18 protein-coding genes are annotated in these 19,926 nt (G+C 53.3%); 15 read left to right on the top strand and 3 right to left on the bottom strand.

Annotated elements, in window-relative coordinates; genetic code table 11:
- Positions 1 to 31 precede the first annotated feature (31 nt).
- Genes HRU79_03080 through HRU79_03070 form a run of 3 tightly spaced genes read left to right on the top strand, consistent with a single transcriptional unit; the run spans position 32 to position 3,911 of the window.
- Positions 32 to 1,972, top strand: coding sequence for a TonB-dependent receptor (locus HRU79_03080; GenBank protein QOJ25685.1), 1,941 nt, complete (start codon positions 32 to 34; stop codon positions 1,970 to 1,972).
- A complete protein-coding gene (locus tag HRU79_03075) occupies positions 1,969 to 2,826 on the top strand; it encodes a hypothetical protein (GenBank protein ID QOJ25684.1) in 858 nt (285 codons plus the stop codon). The genes HRU79_03080 and HRU79_03075 overlap by 4 nt, the downstream gene beginning before the upstream one ends.
- Positions 2,823 to 3,911, top strand: a complete 1,089-nt coding sequence (locus tag HRU79_03070) for a hypothetical protein (protein ID QOJ25683.1) — start codon at positions 2,823 to 2,825, stop codon at positions 3,909 to 3,911. The genes HRU79_03075 and HRU79_03070 overlap by 4 nt, the downstream gene beginning before the upstream one ends.
- 8 nt (positions 3,912 to 3,919) lie before the next feature.
- Here the strand turns inward: HRU79_03070 and HRU79_03065 are convergent, their stop codons facing one another.
- Positions 3,920 to 4,234 carry a translation initiation factor gene (locus HRU79_03065; GenBank protein QOJ25682.1) on the bottom strand — a complete coding sequence of 105 codons (315 nt, stop codon included), beginning with the start codon at positions 4,232 to 4,234 and terminating at the stop codon, positions 3,920 to 3,922.
- 44 nt (positions 4,235 to 4,278) lie between these two features.
- Here HRU79_03065 and HRU79_03060 point away from each other — a divergent pair, with 44 nt between their 5' ends.
- From HRU79_03060 to HRU79_03050, 3 genes are read left to right on the top strand one after another with little or no spacing between them, the layout of a single operon-like run.
- Positions 4,279 to 5,034, top strand: a complete 756-nt coding sequence (locus HRU79_03060; GenBank protein ID QOJ25681.1) for a 1-acyl-sn-glycerol-3-phosphate acyltransferase — start codon at positions 4,279 to 4,281, stop codon at positions 5,032 to 5,034.
- Positions 5,024 to 5,305, top strand: a complete 282-nt coding sequence (gene gatC, locus HRU79_03055; protein ID QOJ25680.1) for an Asp-tRNA(Asn)/Glu-tRNA(Gln) amidotransferase subunit GatC — start codon at positions 5,024 to 5,026, stop codon at positions 5,303 to 5,305. The genes HRU79_03060 and gatC overlap by 11 nt, the downstream gene beginning before the upstream one ends.
- On the top strand, positions 5,302 to 6,012 hold the full coding sequence (locus tag HRU79_03050; protein QOJ25679.1) for a 3-deoxy-manno-octulosonate cytidylyltransferase: 711 nt from the start codon (positions 5,302 to 5,304) through the stop codon (positions 6,010 to 6,012). Before gatC ends, HRU79_03050 begins: the two co-directional genes overlap by 4 nt.
- A gap of 155 nt (positions 6,013 to 6,167) precedes the next feature.
- Here HRU79_03050 and HRU79_03045 read toward each other — a convergent pair whose 3' ends face one another.
- Positions 6,168 to 6,464, bottom strand: a complete 297-nt coding sequence (locus tag HRU79_03045; GenBank protein QOJ25678.1) for a hypothetical protein — start codon at positions 6,462 to 6,464, stop codon at positions 6,168 to 6,170.
- Positions 6,465 to 6,595: 131 nt separating this feature from the next.
- On the opposite strand from HRU79_03045, the gene HRU79_03040 reads away from it, so the two are divergent.
- From HRU79_03040 to HRU79_03025, 4 genes are all read left to right on the top strand, one after another.
- The gene (locus HRU79_03040) at positions 6,596 to 7,570 is read left to right on the top strand and encodes a GNAT family N-acetyltransferase (GenBank protein QOJ25677.1); all 975 of its coding nucleotides are present in this window, start codon (positions 6,596 to 6,598) and stop codon (positions 7,568 to 7,570) included.
- 7 nt (positions 7,571 to 7,577) lie between these two features.
- Positions 7,578 to 8,678 (top strand): glycosyltransferase, encoded by a 1,101-nt coding sequence (locus tag HRU79_03035; GenBank protein QOJ25676.1) that lies wholly within the window; start codon positions 7,578 to 7,580, stop codon positions 8,676 to 8,678.
- A complete protein-coding gene (locus HRU79_03030; GenBank protein QOJ25675.1) occupies positions 8,675 to 9,559 on the top strand; it encodes an EamA family transporter in 885 nt (294 codons plus the stop codon). Before HRU79_03035 ends, HRU79_03030 begins: the two co-directional genes overlap by 4 nt.
- A gap of 116 nt (positions 9,560 to 9,675) precedes the next feature.
- The gene (locus HRU79_03025) at positions 9,676 to 10,872 is read left to right on the top strand and encodes an alpha/beta hydrolase (protein QOJ25674.1); all 1,197 of its coding nucleotides are present in this window, start codon (positions 9,676 to 9,678) and stop codon (positions 10,870 to 10,872) included.
- Here HRU79_03025 and HRU79_03020 read toward each other — a convergent pair whose 3' ends face one another.
- Positions 10,873 to 13,011 (bottom strand): OmpA family protein, encoded by a 2,139-nt coding sequence (locus HRU79_03020; protein QOJ25673.1) that lies wholly within the window; start codon positions 13,009 to 13,011, stop codon positions 10,873 to 10,875.
- 122 nt (positions 13,012 to 13,133) lie between these two features.
- Between HRU79_03020 and HRU79_03015 the strand changes: the two genes are divergently transcribed.
- The 5 genes from HRU79_03015 to hisS are packed head-to-tail and all read left to right on the top strand — an operon-like array spanning position 13,134 to position 19,832.
- The gene (locus tag HRU79_03015) at positions 13,134 to 13,682 is read left to right on the top strand and encodes an isochorismatase family protein (protein ID QOJ25672.1); all 549 of its coding nucleotides are present in this window, start codon (positions 13,134 to 13,136) and stop codon (positions 13,680 to 13,682) included.
- Positions 13,682 to 15,574 (top strand): acetate--CoA ligase, encoded by a 1,893-nt coding sequence (gene acs / locus HRU79_03010; GenBank protein ID QOJ25671.1) that lies wholly within the window; start codon positions 13,682 to 13,684, stop codon positions 15,572 to 15,574. Before HRU79_03015 ends, acs begins: the two co-directional genes overlap by 1 nt.
- Positions 15,575 to 15,583: 9 nt before the next feature.
- Positions 15,584 to 18,079 (top strand): NTP transferase domain-containing protein, encoded by a 2,496-nt coding sequence (locus HRU79_03005; protein QOJ25670.1) that lies wholly within the window; start codon positions 15,584 to 15,586, stop codon positions 18,077 to 18,079.
- 18 nt (positions 18,080 to 18,097) lie between these two features.
- Positions 18,098 to 18,562, top strand: a complete 465-nt coding sequence (locus tag HRU79_03000; protein ID QOJ25669.1) for a PTS sugar transporter subunit IIA — start codon at positions 18,098 to 18,100, stop codon at positions 18,560 to 18,562.
- A gap of 1 nt (position 18,563) precedes the next feature.
- The gene (gene hisS, locus HRU79_02995) at positions 18,564 to 19,832 is read left to right on the top strand and encodes a histidine--tRNA ligase (protein ID QOJ25668.1); all 1,269 of its coding nucleotides are present in this window, start codon (positions 18,564 to 18,566) and stop codon (positions 19,830 to 19,832) included.
- The last annotated feature ends 94 nt before the right edge of the window (positions 19,833 to 19,926 follow it).

The following is a 19,926-nucleotide window of genomic DNA, read 5'->3' as shown; positions in this document are numbered from 1 at the left end:
GTCCCCGTTCCGCATCACATATTTTTGTGGTATGTCCATCCGCTGTTGCAGTAAACAATCGGTACTGCCGTTGCTGCTTCTTGTTGTACTGTACCTTCATAGCATGCCCGTTGCTGCCCGAGCCCACGCTGATTCTGTGCTGCGGTCGGTTACGGCGCAGAAGGTACTGATTACCCGAAGCAGAGACTCATCCGATTATCTTCGGACTATTACCGATGTTTACCATGTGAATTATGCGGCCATTCGTGCCAAAGCCCCTTACCAGCTTCAGGACATTCTGTCGGATGTTGGTGGTTTGTTTGTAAAGCAGTACGGCGGACCCGGAAGCATGAGCACCATTTCGGTACGGGGCGGGAGTGCTGCACAGGCGCTGGTGCTGTTCGACGGGATGCGCCTGAATACCGTGCAGAATGGTGGCGTGGATATCAGCACCATACCAATATCGTTTATTCGCAGTGTTGATGTTCGGAAAGGGGCTTTAGGTTCAACCGCAGGGGCGAATGCGATGACGGGAACGGTAGAGCTAACGGTTGCCATTCCGGACAATCCGGTGCGCCTTGAGGCAGGCGCAGGTTCGTTCGAAACGTGGCGAACGTTACTGCAGGGTGCCGTGCGCGGTACCGAGTGGAAAGCGGGAGCCGGGCTTGAGGCATACTCGTCGGCCGGCAGCTACAACTATCCGTTCTTCCTGCATAACGAACAGATGTATCTCACCCGCGACAATGCGCGGGTGAGAACGCTTTCGGGTATTGTCCGCATCGAGGGTCCACGCAACCTGGCTGTCACACTGGTTGCACAAACCACCAAGCGGGGTGTTCCCGGTGCCGTGGTGCCGGATGTTGCAGTTGAGTCAGTAGCCTCGTTGATTAATTCCGATATTCTGGGCCAGGCAAAGCTCCAGTTGTTTAAGAATGGAGGATGGCAGGTGAACACCGGAGTTGCCCTGCGCTACCTGAATGCCCGCTATACTGATGCTTTGGCAACATTCGTGGGTCCGCAGGGTATCAAGGCCCACTACACGTCCGTAGAAACAGTTGCCGACGTACAGGCGCTACTGATAAAAAACGATATCATTCACGAAGCACGCGTCAGTGCCGGTACGGCACTGTTAACCGATACCCAGCTGCAACCGGAGCTGGGGGGTATGGCATCCCGACACCAGGGAGCTGCTGCGTATCGGTTTTCGGCTTCGCTGCCACACATGGAAGTCGAAGCATCACTTCGGGGTGAGTGGTATTCCGATGTTCCCGGTGCGGTTGCCGCCGGTGCGGGGCTTGCCTGGCTGCCCGACACAAATCTGGCTGTGCGCCTGCATGTTGGAAGCGGGTACAGGCCACCGTCATTTAACGAATTATACTTATTTAATTACGGTAATCGAGAACTACTGCCGGAACGCAGCACTGCAGTAACAACGGGAGTTCGCTGGCAGCCCGTTTGGTGGCTGTGGGCTGATGCATCGGCGTATGGGACACTATTTTCAGACCTGATTGTTAGCATACCACTAAGCCCTGTCCTGACCAGCGCCTTTAACGTTGGCAGGGCAACAGGTGTTGGCGCCGAGTACAGCATTGGTTGCACCATCCCGGGTACCGGTCTGTCGCTGCAGTGTAACTACAATGTCCAGGACATGCGTGACCATACCGGGCGCCCGGGGGTTGACGGTACGCCGATCCCGTATGTTCCCGTGGAAGCCGTCCACGGTGTTGTAAGCTGGGACGGTGCTGACGTATTTGCCCGGGGCGAATGGAGCTACACCGGGTATCGCTACGCTCAGGCCGGAGGCGATGTACTAAACGTACTGCCATCATATCACCTTGCCACCGTTGTTGTGGGAACACGCTATTCCGGAGATTCGCTCAAAGGGTCGGTACAACTTCGCTGCGATAATATTCTTGATACCCGTTATCAGGTGGTACGGGGCTATCCAATGCCGGGGCGGTCAGCCAGAATTGTCCTTGAGGTTCTGCCATGATGATAAAAATACTGATTGTTGTGATAGCGCTGCTTGTATCAGTTACGGCAAAGGCTCAGCAGCAGATTGATACTGTGTTGCGATTTACCCCCGGTAGGGGCGAGGCCGTTGGCAGAGGGCCTGCCTTCTTCCCGATGAACATTTTCAGGGGGCCGGATGCCGGTGCAAACGATACCGTACCAACATTGGACCCACGTGAAATCTGTGCTCTGGGTTTGGACGGCGAAATCATCGTTGGTATTAAAAATTACGTTCTTGTTGACGGACCCGGACCCGACTTTACCATCTTCGAAAACGTCTTTGTGGGTCCGCTGGGGAAGGTCTTTGCCGAACCGGCCGAAATCAGCGTCAGCACCAACGGTACGGACTGGCATGTATTCCCGTTTGATTCACTCACGCTGGAGGGATGTGCCGGACGAACGCCTACGAACCATTCAAACCACACAACACCCGGCAGCGGCGGTGGCGATGTGTTCGACCTGGCATCGATCGGTGCCGATTCTGTTCGTTGGATCCGCATCCGCGATCTGTGTGCGATGATCCTTGCCAACAAACGCCACCCATACTACGACCCAACCATCAGCGGTTTTGATCTTGATGCAGTGCTGTGCTACCACACTGCACCGGCACCAACCGCTACAGCACTGGCTTGCATTACACGTACGGCAATCGTGCAGACTACTGTTCGGACCGGCGGCACACTGTACATTCATGATACGGCTGGACGTTTGTTGCAGCAGATGCCGGTTCCCGGGGGGATTACCAACATACCCATGTATCACCTGCCCGCAGAGTGTTTGCTCGTGACCCTCGACGCTGATAATACCGTTCAGACGCTAAAGGTGCTGCGGTGAGTCAGGTATTGTTTGCCGTGAGGTTACGCTGGAAGGCCATAGCACTCCTTGTCTGCGTGTTACTCACCGGATGTTTTCCTACACCTACCGTCCCGGAAGCAGGGAACGGCACGGTTTCGCCGGACGGGATATGGGTGCTGTGCGAAGGTCTCTGGATGCAGAATAATTCTTCACTAAGCAACATTGCCTTAAGCGGGACCGTGGTTCGCGATGCCCTCCGCTACGTAAACAATATTAGCATAGGTGACAATCCTACCCACATGGTTGCCGATGCCGACACTCTGATTATCGCTGTAAACACAACAAGGAAGATTCTGTTTGTACATAAAAAAACCGGCGAGCTGACGGGGATGGTTGATATGCCCGGAATGCAGAAGCCGTTCAAGTTGTGCGTTCGGGGACGTAAGCTGTGGTGCAGTAACCTGAATGATGACTCGATAACTGAGCTTGATTTGGACACGCGAAAGGTTACGCTGCCGGCAATCCATGTTGGACCTGCTCCCGAAGGAATGGCGGCTGTGCGCGGGAAGCTGTACGTGGCATTAAGTGGTATGGGCGACCTTCGGTATACTGAACCGGGTGCAGGATCGGTTGTAGTAGTAAACACCGCCAGTATGTTGGTACAAGACACGATTGCCGGACTCCCCAATGCAGCTATGCTCGTTGCCGATGAAGCACGGAACAGAGTGTGGTGCAGTTACAGAAACCTGCCTAGCCTTGCTGACTCACTGGGAGGCGTTGTGCTGATTGATGTCCGCGCCGACACCATCGTACAGCAATGGCGTTTTCCTGCAGCTCATGCGTTAAGCCTGAACCAGGGAACCGGCGAGGTGTACGTTTTGCATCGTAACGGTATTGACAAACTAACCGCAGGGAATGCTGCACCACAGCCTGTTGCATCTCATACATCGGGTTTATTGCGTGATAGCTGGTATTCAATGACGTACAACCCTGCGTCCAACACCATCCTCGTGGGTAATGCCCGCGGCTTTTTAACCGACGGTGAAGTTATTGAGTTTAGTCCCGACGGCAGGGAGCTGAACCGTTATACCGTGGGACTGAACCCGGGATGCATCCTGCCCTGAAGCCCGCACTACTTCTGAACAGCATAGCCCTGAGATCTGATCAGCTCCTTTACCCTCTGAACGTGGTCACCCTGGAATTCCAGCGCATTGTCGGTTACATGTCCGCCCGAGCCCAGCATGCGCTTACACAGCGCCAGCAGCTCGGCAAGCTCTGCCGGTTTCGACTGAAAGCCCCATGCGATCGTCACCGGCTTTCCGCGTCGCTTTTCGGTGCGCACCTTGATGACCATGATCTGTCCATCGTAGCCGCGTTTTTTTTCGGGTGTGGGTTGCTTTTTAGTGTCAGAACCAAGCAGTTTTGAAAGATCTTCGAGTCCGGGCATAATTGTTCTTGGTTGGATAAGAGTTTGATACGAGGTTTGCGAATATGCGTACGCTTTCAGTTTTTTTCGTCATACCCCTGGTAACAATAGTGTATTCAGTTACCGTGCTGGTGCACATGGTCTTGTTCCGGGACAAGGATGTGTTTTACCGGTATGCCCGCTCGTGGTCCAGAGTACTGCTTCGTTTAGCCGGTGTCAGAGTTATCCTGACTGAACCCGGTACGAATTCACATTTGCACGCCGGTCCAACACCTGGCAAAACCGAATATCATCCCGCACAACGATACATTTATGCCGCAAACCACAGTTCGTTGTTCGACATTCCCGTGGTGCTGGCATACCTGCCCGACAACGTACGAATCATGTACAAGCAGGAACTGGAGCGTATTCCGATTTTTGGATGGTGTTTAAAGTACAGTCCGTTTATTCCCATTAACAGAACCAAGGCGCGCGACGCCAACAGTGCTATCGACGCCACTGCCGGAACGATCAGATCCGGTACCTCGGTACTGGTGTTCCCTGAAGGCACACGGAGTGCCGACGGGCAGCCCGGCCCGTTTAAGCGTGGCGTTGCAACGCTTGCAATGCGCAGCTCTGTTGCCGTACGGCCCGTTGCCATTGTTGGTACGGCTACCATCATGCCGGCCCGGACCTACCGTGTAAGCGGAGGCACCGTTAACCTGATTGTTATGCCGGCTCTGAGTCTGGATGCTACGGCCGGACGTGACCAGCAGAACGAATTTGTGGAACACATTCGATCGGCAATTGTCTCACACGTAACTTTGCAGCATGACACGTGACGATATTCAAGCCCTTGCCGGGCTGTGCCGCCTTCACTTTACTGATACTGAACTTGATACCGTGGCTGAGGAATTCTCATCCATCGTGGAATATGTGGGGACGATTTCAGCAATCGACGGTAATGCTCCGTTGGGCACACCACCAGGACACCTGCAAGCCTGTGAAACACGAGCCGACGTTGCCGGCGAGTGTCTAACGGCCAGAGAAGCATTACACAACGCACCGTCCAGGAATGAAGCATTCTTCAAGGTACCACGTGTTTTGGGATGAGCAACAGTCCTTTACGCATTGGCGTCATCCCCTCGCGATATGCCTCGCAACGACTTCCCGGTAAGCCACTGATTGACCTCTGTGGGAAAACCATGCTGGAACGGGTGTGGCTGGCAGCAGTGCGGTCACAAAATCTTGACGCAGTGATTATTGCTACCGACGATGAGCGGATTGAAACAGTAGCCCGGGGCTTTGGTGCGGATGTTGAGCTTACCTCACCCGCACTGGAAAGCGGAACCGACCGATGTTATGCAGCGGTAATACAGCGCGGATTGCAGCCTGACATTGTGGTAAACATCCAGGGTGATGAACCCCTGTTGCAACCCACCCTTGTTGACGCCCTGGTTAAGAGTCTGGAGCAGAGCACCGCCGATGTAGCCACCGCATACTACCCGCTGGCCGAAGAAGAGCGGGCAGACAACTCAGTTGTAAAAATTGTTATTAGCGAGAATGGCATCGCAACCGGATTCTCGCGTCAGCCCGTACAAACTCCCTGGAAGCACCTTGGGTTGTATGCCTATCGCTGGAGAAGCCTGCTTTGGCACACACAAAAAGCCCCCTCCGAATCGGAGAGGGCTGAAAAATTGGAACAATTGCGATTGTTTGAGGCGGGTGCCGTTTTTACATGCTGCTTAAGCACCAGCCGGCTGATTGCCGTTGACACGTCTGCCGATGCAGAGCGTGTACGGACTGCACTTGGTTGTTAGGGCACAAACTCAACACCAACACACGGGTACAGAGTACCAAACCTGGTGTAGCTGGGGTCAAGACCAAGATCCAGAACGGTAAGCGAGCCAAAAATGCCTACATTGCTGGATACCCATGACTGTAACCCGGCACCGAATTCAAGTCCCGATCCTTCCTAGTCACCAAACATGATGTTAAACTGGCCAAAGATAAACGGACTGACGGTTCCACCGGAACCAAGGAACAACTTGGCATACGGTTCCAGCATGAATCGGTTAGCGCCTTCCTGGATTGACAGCCCAATACCCGAACCCACATGGAGTGTGGATGAAACAGCATAGAATACATGAGCGCCGAGTCCGTCGGCCGAATGTATGCCATAGCCAATTTGTTGATTTGCTTGTGCCTGCGCAGTCGGCGCTGCAAAAAATGCCATGCAAACAACCGCTGCAAGTGCTGCAAAAATCTTCATAAGCAAACTTCCCCTCAACAAAATGAAACAATGATTTATTTTGACGTAGCAAATATAGAATAACTCCGGTATGATTGTAAAAAAATGATTTTCGAAATACTTCCTTAGCTTTACAGTTCTATTGCAGCAGCATGAAAGGTTCAATTACCGTTCACCCCTACACGTCCGACTTGAGTACCGAGTGGGACAGCTTTGTTGAGCGCTCCAATAACGGAACGATGTTTCACCTGCAGCGCTTTCTTGATTATCATCCGCAGGGGAAGTGGGGTTTTTCTCACCTCATGGTTCGTGAACACGACAAACTTGTTGCTGTACTTCCCGGAGGCATCAGTCCGTCAGGTGATTTCTGGAGTCCCGTGGGCGCAAGCTATGGTGGCATCGTTACCATGGACGCATCGTTCGAACGCTCGCTGCGGATTGTTGATGCATGCCTGCAACACCTGGCTAAGCAGGGAATTGCTCATGCGTACTTCATCCCTCCGCCCCTGATTTACTCACACAACTACAGTCAGCATACCGAGTATGCCCACCTGTACCGGAAAGCAGATTTTGAACTGCACTACATCTCGCATGCGATCAACCTGAAGCATAAAGACCGTTTTCTGGACTACTTTGATGCAACGGCACGGAAAACAATCAGAAAAATACTGCGCGAGAAGAAGCTGGATATCAGGGAAAGTACAGACTATGCCACCTTTCATCGAATCCTTACCGAAAACAAGAAACGTCATAACGTAACACCCACACACACCCTTGCCGATCTTGAAACACTCCACACCCTGATGCCCGATAAGCTGCGACTGCTGATGGTGTACTACAATGAAACCCCAATTGCCGGATCGTTGCTTTTTTTAACAAATCGAAAAGTTGTTCTGTGTTTTTACAACATGTTGCTGTACGAGTACGAACACCTGAAACCCATTTATCTTGTGATGTACGAAACATGCCGGTGGGCGGTTGAAAACGGATATGAGTGGGTTGACATTGGCGTCAGCCAGGACACGTCTGCCAAGGATCCGATGACGCCGTCGCTCGGTCTGATTGAGTTTAAGGAACGCTTCGACGCACGCGGAATTCTGCGCAGCACCTACCACCATTCTTTGTAAGGGGGCTATGGCATCGCACGTTGACGTTGTCCTTGTAGCCCTTGCCAACATCCGGCAGGATGCCCGAACGCTGAACCTTGCCCGTGCCCTCCGTGACCGTGGATACACGGTGGCCGTGATTGCTGCAGGTGATCTGAACGGCGAAGAGATAACCATGTTTACATGGGCAGATCCCGGGACATCGGCCTTTGGTCGGTGGCGCTCGCTGAATGCATTTGTACGCACGATACCCGTAACGGCGCGTCTGGTACTTGGCATGGACCTGTTTGCTCTTCAGGCTGCATGGGGGCTTGCACGACGGTCACGTGCTCCGCTCTGGTATGATATGCGCGAGTTTTACTTTTCGCTGGGACCCTTACGTGGACGTGGCTTAAAGCAAAAACTAATAGCACGTCACGAGCGGTGGCTGCTTAGGCACGTTCAAACCGTTATGGTCAGCGGTTACCTGGATGCCTCCATCGTTCAGGAGCGGTTCCGGCTTCGGTACCGTCCACCCGTGCTGTTAAACACTCCACCGCTTCGTTCCGTTGTTTCGGGCACCTACCTGCGGGATACATTCAACATTCCGGAAAGCGGAATCTGTATCCTCTACCAGGGGGTAGTGCACCACGGACGCGGCATCGAACCCATGATGAAGGCGATGGCCCTGCAGGAGAATATTCACCTGTGTATTGTTGGAAGCGGCCCTGCCATTTCCGATCTGCAGGCGTGTTCGCACGAGCATGGCCTTAGTCACCGCATTCACTGGCACCCTGCCGTAGATTACGATGAGCTGCATGCAATAACCTGCAGTGCCGACGTTGGCCTGTGTCTGGTTGAACCGGTGAGCGAAAGCTACCGGTATGCATTACCCAATAAACTTTTTGAATATATGATGGCCCGTGTACCGGTCTTGGCAACTGACCTGCCGGCACTTCGCGAGCAGCTCCGGCGCATTCCGGCAGGCATGCTTGTTCAGGAGACACTTACACCGGTGGCAATTCTGGACGTGTTAAACCGACTGCTTGTGCCGGCAACCTACTCAGCAATGCAGGAGGCATGCAGGCGTGTGGCGTCTGTGTCCTACGAACGTCAGTCCGCCGATGTCATTCAGCAGATGCCGCTATGATGTATCTGCTTTTGCTCCTTCAGCAGCTTATTGCAAGCTCTACGCACATCGTTGCCAAAAACATCACGTCGGTACTGCATCCCACAACCGTTGTGTTGTTCAGGGGCACCTTTACCGTTGTTGCCCTTGGCGGATGGTATCTGGTTAAGCGACGGACGCTTCCCAAGGTTCAGCGTGGCGATATCTGGATGCTGCTGCTGCTTGGCTTTATCAACCTGCCGGTAAACCAGTTGTGTTTTGTATGGGGTGTACGCTACACAACAGCACCCAATGCAGCCCTGGCGTATGCACTAACGCCGGTTTTCGTGGTGCTTGCACTTGCATTCTGGAAACGTACCTGGCCGGGCTGGCAGCGTATTGCCGGTATTGCCGTAGCCTTTCTTGGAGCGTTTATTGTGCTTGTTGACGAAGGGGCTGAGGTACGGCAAGAACATCTGCTTGGGAACCTGATGGTGTTGGCGGCCAGTGCTTCGTGGGCATTGTACACGGTTCTTGGCCGCCGCATGGTGCTTCGCTACGGAGCAGTGTATGCTACGTCGCTAACTTTCTTTACTGGTCTGCCACTCTACGTTCTGGTGTGGTTGGTGCTCCCAATTCCCGGTGATTTTCAACCGCTGGGTGATGCGTCAACCGCAGCCGGTGTCTGGATGCAGCTCTTCTATCTTGGAGTGATAACATCGGCTGTCGGCTATGGTCTGTGGTACTACGCCCTTTCCCGCTTCGATGCCGCCCGGGTTGCCGTCTTTAACAACCTTCAGCCCATCCTGACCACACTGCTGGCACTTGCTATCCTTGGTACGCAGCCAACACTCATGTTTGTGATAGGAGGCTGCGTGGCATTGCTGGGTGTTGTGGTAACGCAAATGGCACGCGAACAGTGATGCATGCGGAGTATGCCGGCTCTGCCGGACCTGTTGTTGTTTGTTTTGCCGGCACCATGCAGCTTTAGTCACCGTGGCACCGGGATGTTTACAAACTCCAATAGTATTTTTACATCATGATTCAACGATATCAACTAATAGTTGCGTTGTTTATAACAACTGTCTGCGGCAGTGCACTCATCCGTGCCCAGGTGTCCGGACCGTTTGATGTTGTTTACCGAATTGCACCAGACTACAAGGGTGCTGCTGACACGTTGCACGCATTGTGGTGGAAACCGGATATGCAGAGTCAGAGCCCCCTACCACTTATCGTGTGGATCCATGGCGGTGCGTTTGCAGCAGGCGCCCCCCAGGCGATGGCTGCCGAATGCGAGAGGTGGGCACAGCGCGGCTACCTTGCCGTGTCTCTGCAGTACCGGCTTGGCTATCATAGTCCGCCCCTGCTTTCTATGCCGTATGCCTTTGATCCAGCCGAGATTGTGCGGGCATGCTGGCGGGGGATGCAGGATATACGCGCGGGAGTGCGGGCAGCAGTCCAGGGCTCATTGTTCCCGGTGCCCGTGGATACGAGCTGCGTAATCCTTGCCGGCGAAAGTGCCGGAGCCATTCTTGCGATACAGGCGGTAATTGCAGACGTACACGACAGCATTCCCAAGGAAGTTGACTCCATCGGCATTGTTGATTATCTGTTCGAGAAATGGGAGCGTCCGGCACTTGGAGGTGTTGACGGTCCGTTCGATGACACCGGTCTATTTGCGCCGTTCCCCCGGATTTCGGGAATTATCAACCGCTACGGTGCCATCATGCACCCCTACATGCTGGATGCACCGATTTTCCCGCCATTGTGTAGCTACCAACAGCGCGGAGACCTGGTTGTGCCCTGCGAGAAAAACAGGGGGTTGTGGGGAATGCCACTTGGTGTTGGTGATAACTACCCGGTTATCTATGGGGTGTGTGCAACAACCCGAATGCTGGAACAGGGCGGACATCCGGCTGCACTCAGGTCAACGACCATCGTGGAAGGGCTTGGACATGAATTGCACGATGCCACTCTGGTCCGGGCTATCGAAGATACCTTCGTGACAACCATTGCCTGTCCGCATACTTCAACCGTACCTGACCAAACGATGCTAAACAATGATATGAATGCCGACGCCGCAGGGTGGCAGGCATTCGATATGCTTGGGCGCTGCATCACGCGTGGTAGTGGCGGCGTGGACGGGGCACTGCAGTGGTTTCGAAACACCGCAGTTATCCCAACGGGTAGGCCGGTGCTCATTCGCAGTGGCACCACAACCCGTCTGATGTGGTAACTACATTGAAACGATTCTAAACTCTACGCGCCGGTTCATCTGACGTGCCTCGTCGGACGTGGCTTTCTCAACAGGTTTACGTTTGCCAAAGCCCCGTGCCGAAAGCCGCGATGCAGGAACGTTGTGGTTTACCAACCATGTGTACACAGCCCGTGCCCGGGCTTCGGACAGCTTATCATTATGGGCCTCAGAACCACGGTCATCGGTATGACCTTCAATGCTGATTGCCATCGTTGGATAGGTGCTAAGCAGCTGTACCAGACGTTGCAATTCGGTGGTGCTTTCTGACCGAAGGTCCGATTTGTCCGTATCGAAAAACAGGTTATTTAGCCGGATGGCAGACCCCACAGCGATAGGCTCAAGGTACAGGTCCTTCTTGATTTCGGTAAAAGCGTTCACGGATTCGATGGGTAGATTTTCTGAAATCGGGAAATAACCGCTGTGCTCGGCGTAAATGCCGTACGAAGTACCACCGGTGAGCACAATGCTGTATTCGCCATTCCTGGGATTACTGATGGCAGAACCGATTTTCTGCGACGTCCGCAGGTTCTCGTACGAAATCATCACAGATAAGGGCTGTCGAGTTTTTGCATCGTACACCTTGCCGGAGACGATAACAACGGGGTTGGGCAGCAAGGTTCTGGAGATGGGATCCTGGGGAAGTGTAATCCTGTAAATGCCACCCTTAAAGCCATCCGTCGTATTCATGTACGCATATTTACCATTTGGGTGAATAGTAAAATACGAATCCCATGCATTGGTGTTAATCGATGGCCCAAGATTAACGCGGGGCGACCAGTTTGTCCACGTATCATCCAGCCGTTTCGAAACGAAAATATCATCGTTACCGTATCCGGTTGCCGACGACGTGTAGTACAACGTTCTGCCATCGGCGGCAAGGTAGGGTCCGCCCTCATTCCCGGGTGAGTTGATGGCTGTTCCAAGGTTGATCAGCGGACCGTACTCACCGTTACTCTGAAGGAAGCTTACATAGAGATCTTTTCCGCCATGGTTCATTCCGTCAATCTGGCGTGCGGCAATCATCACCTTCCTGTCGGCGGTTAAACATTCCTCCCGTGTACTTGATCGATTTTGCTGATGCTGATTTCTGACCTCTACAGGTACCGACCAGCCGGATGCTGAGCGCTGTGCAGTCGAAAATCCTCCGCCCCGGCTTGTTCCGTTGGCATTGTACAATCCCCATAGGAACAGCTCATTGCCATCCTGTGAAACCGAAATCACATTATTGGGGTCAGTATTGTTCAGCGGGGCACCAATGTTAACCGGATCTGACCACGTAGAGTCAGTCAGCGCATTTGCAACCCAGATGTCATCATTAGTGCCTTCAACATTTTTAATAAAATACAGTTGCTTGCCATTGGGAGAAATCACGGGATAGCGTGCCCCTGGTCCTTGAAGCTGTTCCATATACGTTTTCGTGGCACCCTTGAATGCGTCATGCACCAGTGGTATCTCCCCGAGATAGTAATCCAGTTCATACGACTGAAACCGGATTCTTGTAGAACCGGAGTTCAGGATCCCTACGCCACCCACCGAAATGGTAAGATCCGCCAGACCACCCGTAGCGGCCTTCGAAAAAACCGGAGTTCCGTTAACGCTGAACGTACAGGTTTGGTTGGCAATCTCAACGCTAAGGGTATTTGTAAGTCCAAGTCCGCGTAGCGGTGGAGCAGCGGGCGAGGTGTTGCCCGGACCCTGTTCTGAAAGTGTCTCCCAAACGTTGCCTGCGCTTTTCCAGCGGCCAATCCAGTATGCCTTGTTCTGCATCTCGACCTTAAAAAAGTACATCCATTCACCGCTGGAAATCGTGATACCACCGCCGGCACTAGGCTGGCCCACCCTGTCGGTAATCAAACTGACAGAAAATTTAAACGGTCTGGATACATCAATCGTGCCGTAGAAGATCCCCCAGGAGTTGTTATCGGTTTTCTGGTCAACACACCAGAAACCGTTTGAATAAAACTTCTCCACATTCTGATCTCGGTACGGCTCCATCCAGGTCCAGTACGGCGGCTGTGTGGCAAACGCCTGTGAAACAGAGACATGGTGCTGGGCTGCTGCGTTCAACGTTGAAAACAGAAGGACGATCAGAGCTGTCAGGAACGGTGTTTTTATCATCGGTAAACGTGTTCTTGGTACAAGGGTAGATACCACAAAATACCAAAACAGTTAGCTGGTAGTAAGCACGCCGGTTGTTTGTTAGCAATATCTCATAAGTTTGCGTCTTCACCGGAGGCATTATGCGCATTGATCGCACCCATGCAATGGCCATCGCCATCGATATTCAGCAGCGGCTTATACCGCACATCTATCATAACGATATTCTGATTCCGCGGACGGTTGCTCTTATCAGGGGGCTTAGGATTCTTGGGGTACCCATCTATGTTACCGAGCAATACAGCAAGGGGCTGGGATCTACCATTGCTCCTGTGGCGGCAGCGTTGGGCGAGTACACACCGCTGGAGAAAATGGGGTTTGCCGCCACGGCACATCCCGACGTCCAGGGCGCAGTATTAGGCAGCTATGGACACTTTGTAATATGCTTTGGTATCGAAGCGCATGTGTGCGTGTTGCAAACCGTGATGGATATTCTGGAACAAGGACGCCGGCCCATCGTGGTCCAGGATGCCGTAAGCAGCCGTAACCGGCTTGACATAAAAGTTGCTATTAAGCGTATGCGACAGCAGGGCGCAATTGTCACAACCACAGAGTCACTCCTGTTCGAGCTAATGCATACTGCCGAGGCACCCGAGTTTAAGCAGGTCTCTGCCATTGTTAAGGAGCTGTGATGACGGCGGATGAACTGGCAACCATGCAGCGGAGCGCAAAACGTGATCCGATTGCGTTTTGGGCGCGTCAGGCTCGTGAGTTGGAGTGGCAGACTCCGTTTACCAAAACATTGCAGTGGAAATATCCGCATGCGCAGTGGTTTGCGGACGGACGCCTGAACGCAAGCGTGAACTGTTTAGACCGGCATCTCTCTACCTGGCGCAAGAACAAGGCAGCAATTATCTGGGAGGGTGAACCGGGTGATATACGCACCCTTACCTACCAGCAACTGGCTGCCGACGTTAATAAAATGGCCAATGTGCTGCGGTCGCTGGGTGTTAAAAAAGGACAGGTAGTGGGGATCTACATGGGTATGGTCCCGGAAGTTGTGGTGGCGATGCTTGCCTGCGCCCGCATCGGCGCTACGCACAATGTAGTGTTTGGCGGCTTTAGTGCCGATGCCGTGGCCGAACGGATGAACAATAGCGGTGCTGTTGTCATGATCACCCAGGATATTGCCTACAGGCGCGGTGATACCGTAGCACTGAAGAGCGCCGTTGATACAGCATTAAAAAAAGTTCCTACCGTAAAACACGTTATCGTGTATCAAAGAGCCGATGGCTCGGTGCCCATGAAGGCGGGACGTGACCACTGGTGGCACGAGATGATGCAGGCCGCAAGCCTTGAAAGCAAGCCCGAACGCCTGCCCGCCGAACACCCGCTGTTTATCCTGTACACCAGTGGCAGCACCGGCAAACCCAAAGGCATTGTGCATACAACAGGCGGATACCTTACCCAGGCTCAGTACACCATGCGCATGGTGTTCGATGTGAACGATACCGATGTGTACTTCTGCACTGCAGACGTTGGCTGGGTTACCGGCCACAGCTACACCGTGTATGGTCCGCTTGCCTGCGGCACCACCGTGATGATGTATGAAGGGGCTCCGAATTACCCCAATCCCGACAGGTTTTGGGATATCATCGAAAGGCACCGCGTTACGATCCTGTACACAGCTCCTACGGCAATACGGGCTTTTATGCGCTGGGGCGAGTCCTGGCCCCGAAAGCATGATTTGTCAACACTCCGAATTCTGGGCAGCGTTGGCGAGCCCATCAATCCCGAAGCATGGCGCTGGTACCACAGCGTGATTGGCGGCGGAAGATGTCCGGTGGTCGACACGTGGTGGCAGACCGAAACCGGTACCATCATGATTAGCCCCCTCCCGTTCCTGAGCGAACTTGTGCCCGGCACGGCTACACAGCCGCTACCCGGAATTCAGGCCGATGTGGTGCATCGTAACGGTAAACGCTGTAAACCGCATCAGGCGGGCCTGCTGGTGATCAAGGCACCGTGGCCGAGTATGCTGCGAACGGTGTACGGCGATGACGTACGGTACCGTGATACCTACTGGTCAGAGTTTCCCAAAACAAACGAACACCCGGGTTGGTACTTTACCGGTGACGGTGCTAAAATTGATGATAATGGAAATATTTGGATTATCGGCCGGGTTGACGATGTGGTTAACGTGAGCGGACACCGGTTGGGAACAGCCGAAATCGAGAGCGCACTGGTGAGTCATCGCGCCGTTGCCGAAGCAGCCGTGGTGGCACGGCCCGACGAGATCAAAGGAAACGCTCTGGTTGCCTTTGTTACCCTGAAGCTGGATGCGGCATCGGCTAACCTGGATGAACTTAAACAGGTTTTGCGTAATCATGTAGCTGCCGAAATCGGACATATCGCAAAGCCCGACGATATCCGGTTTACCGATGCATTGCCAAAAACCCGGAGTGGGAAGATAATGCGCCGGCTTCTCCGCGAGCTTGTTTCCGGAAGTACGGCCTTTGGCGATGTGACCACGCTGGAAGATTTTAGCGTCCTTCAAAAACTTCGTTCCACCGAAGAAGAGTAAATTCGAGTTATGCAAAAAGCAGTTATTATGGCAGGGGGCTTTGGAACGCGGTTACGACCTCTCACGATGTCGGTACCCAAGCCCATGGTTCCGCTTGCTAATAAGCCAATGATGGAACATATCGTTGACCTGCTCAAGAAGCATGGCATAACTGATATGCTTAGCGTACTGTATTTCCAGCCCGAGCGCATCACGGGTCATTTCAGGGATGGCAGCGCGTTTGGAATCACCATGGACTACATTACGGCTGAAGCCGACTACGGAACTGCCGGTGCCGTAAAGAATGCTCAGGAAAAGCTAAGACAGCCGTTCATCATTATCTCCGGTGATGTGCTTACTGATTTTGATCTGGGCGCCGCCATCGCCTTTCACCGTGAAAAAAAGGCAATGGCAACCATCGTGTTAACACGGGTACCACAGCCGCTGCAGTACGGTATCGTGATGACGGCCGATGATGGAAGGATTACCCGCTTCCTTGAGAAACCGTCGTGGGGCGAAGTGTTCAGCGACACGATTAACACCGGCATCTACCTGCTGGAGCCCGATGTGCTGGACCTTATCCCGGAACGCACGGAATTTGACTTCAGCAAGGACTTGTATCCGCTGATGCTACAAAAAGGCTTGCCGCTGTATGGCTATGTTGCACGGGGATACTGGAAAGATATTGGTAATCTTACTGAATATCAGGTTGCTCATACCGATGTACTAACGTCGAAAGTACACATCCAACTGCCCGGAGATCAGTGCGACAGTTGTACCTGCGGCAGCAACCTTCAGCTTGCACCCACTGCCCGGCTGGACGGGATGGTGGTGATTGGTGATAATGTGACGATAGGCGACGATGCCTACATCTACAACTCTGTTCTTGGTAGCAACGTTGTGATCGGTCCGCGAAGCAGAATTATCAACAGTGTGCTGTGGCACGACACCGTTGTAGGCGATGAAGCTGAACTGAGCAATGACGTTGTGTGCAATGGCGTAAGTATTGGTTCGGGAGCCTCGCTCCTGGATAATGTTTTTGTTGCCGAAGAATGTGTTATCGGCGAAGGAGCCCGCTTGCTCAGCAACATCAAGCTGTGGCCCAGGAAAATTGTTGAAAGCCAGGCTGTGGTTACCCGCTCGCTGGTAAACGAAGAACGGTGGTCGCGGGAACTGTTTACCAATGCACGGATTTCGGGTGCAAGTAATATCGACATGAATCCGGAATTCGGTGCAAAACTGGGGGCGGCCCTGGGAACGGCTCTTGGAGCAGACACGCTTGTTGTTGCAAGCCGCGATAATGACATTATCTCGCGAATCATGAAGCGCAGTATCACTGCCGGTTTGATGAGCGTTGGCGTAAGCGTGAGCGACCTGCAGACCACATCGATACCCCAGACCCGTCAGGAGATGAATACCGGCAGGTATGTTGCCGGCTTCCACGTGAGGCGTTCGCAGAAAGACCCGAATAAAACCGATATTATCATGTTTGGTAAGGATGGCAGAGACCTTCCGCTGTCACAAACAAAAAGCATAGAACGTTACTATTTTGGCGAAGACGTTAAACGTGCCGTACCTAAGGATGTGGGCAGGCTTTCATTCCCGGAGCGGTCCATTGGCATGTATGTTCAGCGTGTGCTCAGCATGGTAAACCGGGATGTGATCAGCAGGCAGCAGTTCCAGATTCTGGTAGATTACTCCTATGGTCTGGCCGCCACCGTGCTTCCACAAATTCTGGGTGAACTTGGAATACAGGCACTTGCACTCAATAATTACATCGATGCCACCCGTTTTGCCGATCCCGTCTCTGCAAGCCTGGGTGAATCGGCCCGGCTCATGCAGTCCCTGGGTTTTGAGATAGGCATTAAGCTGGACCCGGGAGGCGAGCGTCTGGCATTGTTGGATGAACGAGGCATTACGTATTCAGCACAGCGACTGTTAACAATGGTTACTAAATTGTTTATCGACACGCATCGTGACCGTGAACCGTACACGATTGCAGTACCTGTGCAGGCAACTCAGGAAATCGAACGGGTAACGCAGGGTTACAACATCAGCGTGCAGCGTATCCGTAATTCCCATGCCGGCATGATGGACGCCACGCGTGATCCCTCCGTGCTCTTTGTTGGCGGAACCCAGGGCGGATTTATCTTCCCCGAATTCCTGTTTGCGTCCGACGCAATGTTCTCTGCCTGCAGGTTGTTCGAAATGGTTGCTCAAACCGGTTATAGCTTAAGCGATCTGGACCGAACCCTTCCCAAACGTCACCTTGCCTTCCGCTCCGTACCGTGTTCCTGGGAAACAAAGGGAACTGTGATGCGGCGGGCAATGGAGCATAGCGAGAACCTGGAACGGCATCTGGTTGATGGTGTGAAGATACATGAAGAGGCAGCCGCGATACTGTTGGTACCCGACATTGAGGGTCCGTTTTTTAACATCACCGCCGAAGCTGATTCACAGCATGAAGCAGAGCAGGTGCTTGAACGCTATGTTGCCCTGGTAACTGCTTGGCATAACGGAAATTGATAATAACAACACTGCACTATGAAGATAACAGAAATTCTTTCGCCCTCGTGCGTACTCCTTGGCATCACAGCGGCCGATAAACCGGCAGTGCTGGAGCAACTGGTAGAAGCATTAGCCCTGACGGGAAAGGTTTCTAATAAGGCGGAACTTCTCCGCGTTATTACCGATCGTGAGAAACTGATGTCAACCGGTATTGGCCATGGTGTTGCTCTCCCGCACGGGAAAACCAATACCGTTACAACATCTATCGCCGCTATGGCAACACTCGCCGAACCGGTAGATTTTGACTCACTTGATGACGAACCGGTGAATATTGTGCTTATGCTGGTGGGTACGGAAAGTAATGTGGGCGGACACCTGAGGCTGCTCAGCCGCGTTTCGCGAATGGTGGGTACGGAGCAATTCCGGACGCAACTCCGGAATGCAACCTCCGTCCAATCTGTCATTGACCTCTTTGCCTCGTACGAGGAAGACCGGGTATAATATGATATCGGCAGTACGGGGAATGCGTGATGTTTTCGGCGCTGAACTGGCAGCCTGGCAACGTGCCGAAGCTGCGCTGGCTGCGTCGGCAAACGGCTTTGGTTACCACGAGTTTCGGACGCCACTGGTGGAGCATATCGATCTTTTTCAAAGGGGGGTCGGAGAGTTTACCGATATCGTTGGTAAGGAAATGTACGTGTTTGAAGACCGTGGTGGTGACCGGCTTGCGCTGCGTCCGGAGATGACGGCGCCAATCGTTCGTGCCAGTATCGAACACAGCCTGGTTCGTCATACACCGGCAACCCGGCTCTGGTATATGGGTCCGCTGTTCCGGTACGAACGTCCCCAGAAGGGGCGCCAGCGACAGTTCCATCAGTTCGGAGCCGAGTTGCTGGGAAGCCCTCATCCCGAAGCAGATGCCGAAATCATCTGTCTGGCGCACGATGCAATGCAGCATGCAGGTGTGCGGGGACTGCAGCTTAACATCAACACTCTTGGATCTGCGGAAACCCGGCATGCATACCGTACCGAGCTTGTTCAGTACCTGCGCCGGCACAGCACCCACCTCTCTGCAGATAGTGGTCGCAGACTCGAAACAAATCCACTCAGGATTCTGGACAGTAAGGATAGTGCAGACCAGGACATTATTCGGAATGCACCGGTTCTGTTCGATTATCTCTCTGATGCCGATGCCGACCACTTTGCTGCCGTGTGCGCCATCCTTGAAAGCTCTGGCATCACCATCGAGGTGTGCAAAACGCTGGTGCGAGGCCTGGACTATTACAGCCATACCGTCTTTGAATTTACGTCATCGCAACTTGGTGCCCAGAACACTGTGTGTGGTGGCGGCCGGTATGACCAGTTGTTTTCGATGCTTGGCGGCGGCACTACACCGGCCGTTGGGTTTTCCGTTGGCATGGAGCGGCTGATGCTGCTGTTGGAAGCTCAGGAAGGGGGCTTTACCACTCTTCCGCCTACCGATGTGTATTGCATTGCCTTGTCAGAAACCGCACGCCTGCCCGTTCAGCTTATCGCTCTGCGGCTTCGCCGTGCCGGATTTACGGTGGTTACCGATGTGCTGCGACGATCGGCAAAGGCCCAGTTCCGCGATGCCGATAAAATGCCGGCCCTCTGCGCCGTCATCATTGGCGATGATGAACTTGCTGCCGGTGTGGCTCTTGTGAAAAACCTGAAAACCTCCGAACAAGTGTCAGTACCAAACGCTGAATTACCCGCACACCTTGCCGGACTGCTGGACCGTGTCCCATAATGGCTGATATACCATTGACAGGCATTGCCAAGCCCCCTACCATCTGCCCTGAAACAATGCAGGTGATAACGATTGTTACTATAGCACACCGATA

The sequence above is a fragment of the Ignavibacteria bacterium genome, from assembly GCA_015709655.1.
In the GTDB taxonomy this organism is placed as follows: domain Bacteria; phylum Bacteroidota; class Ignavibacteria; order Kapaibacteriales; family Kapaibacteriaceae; genus OLB6.
The sequence above is the reverse complement of the archived record's forward strand: the minus strand, read 5'-3'. Positions and strand labels throughout refer to the sequence as shown.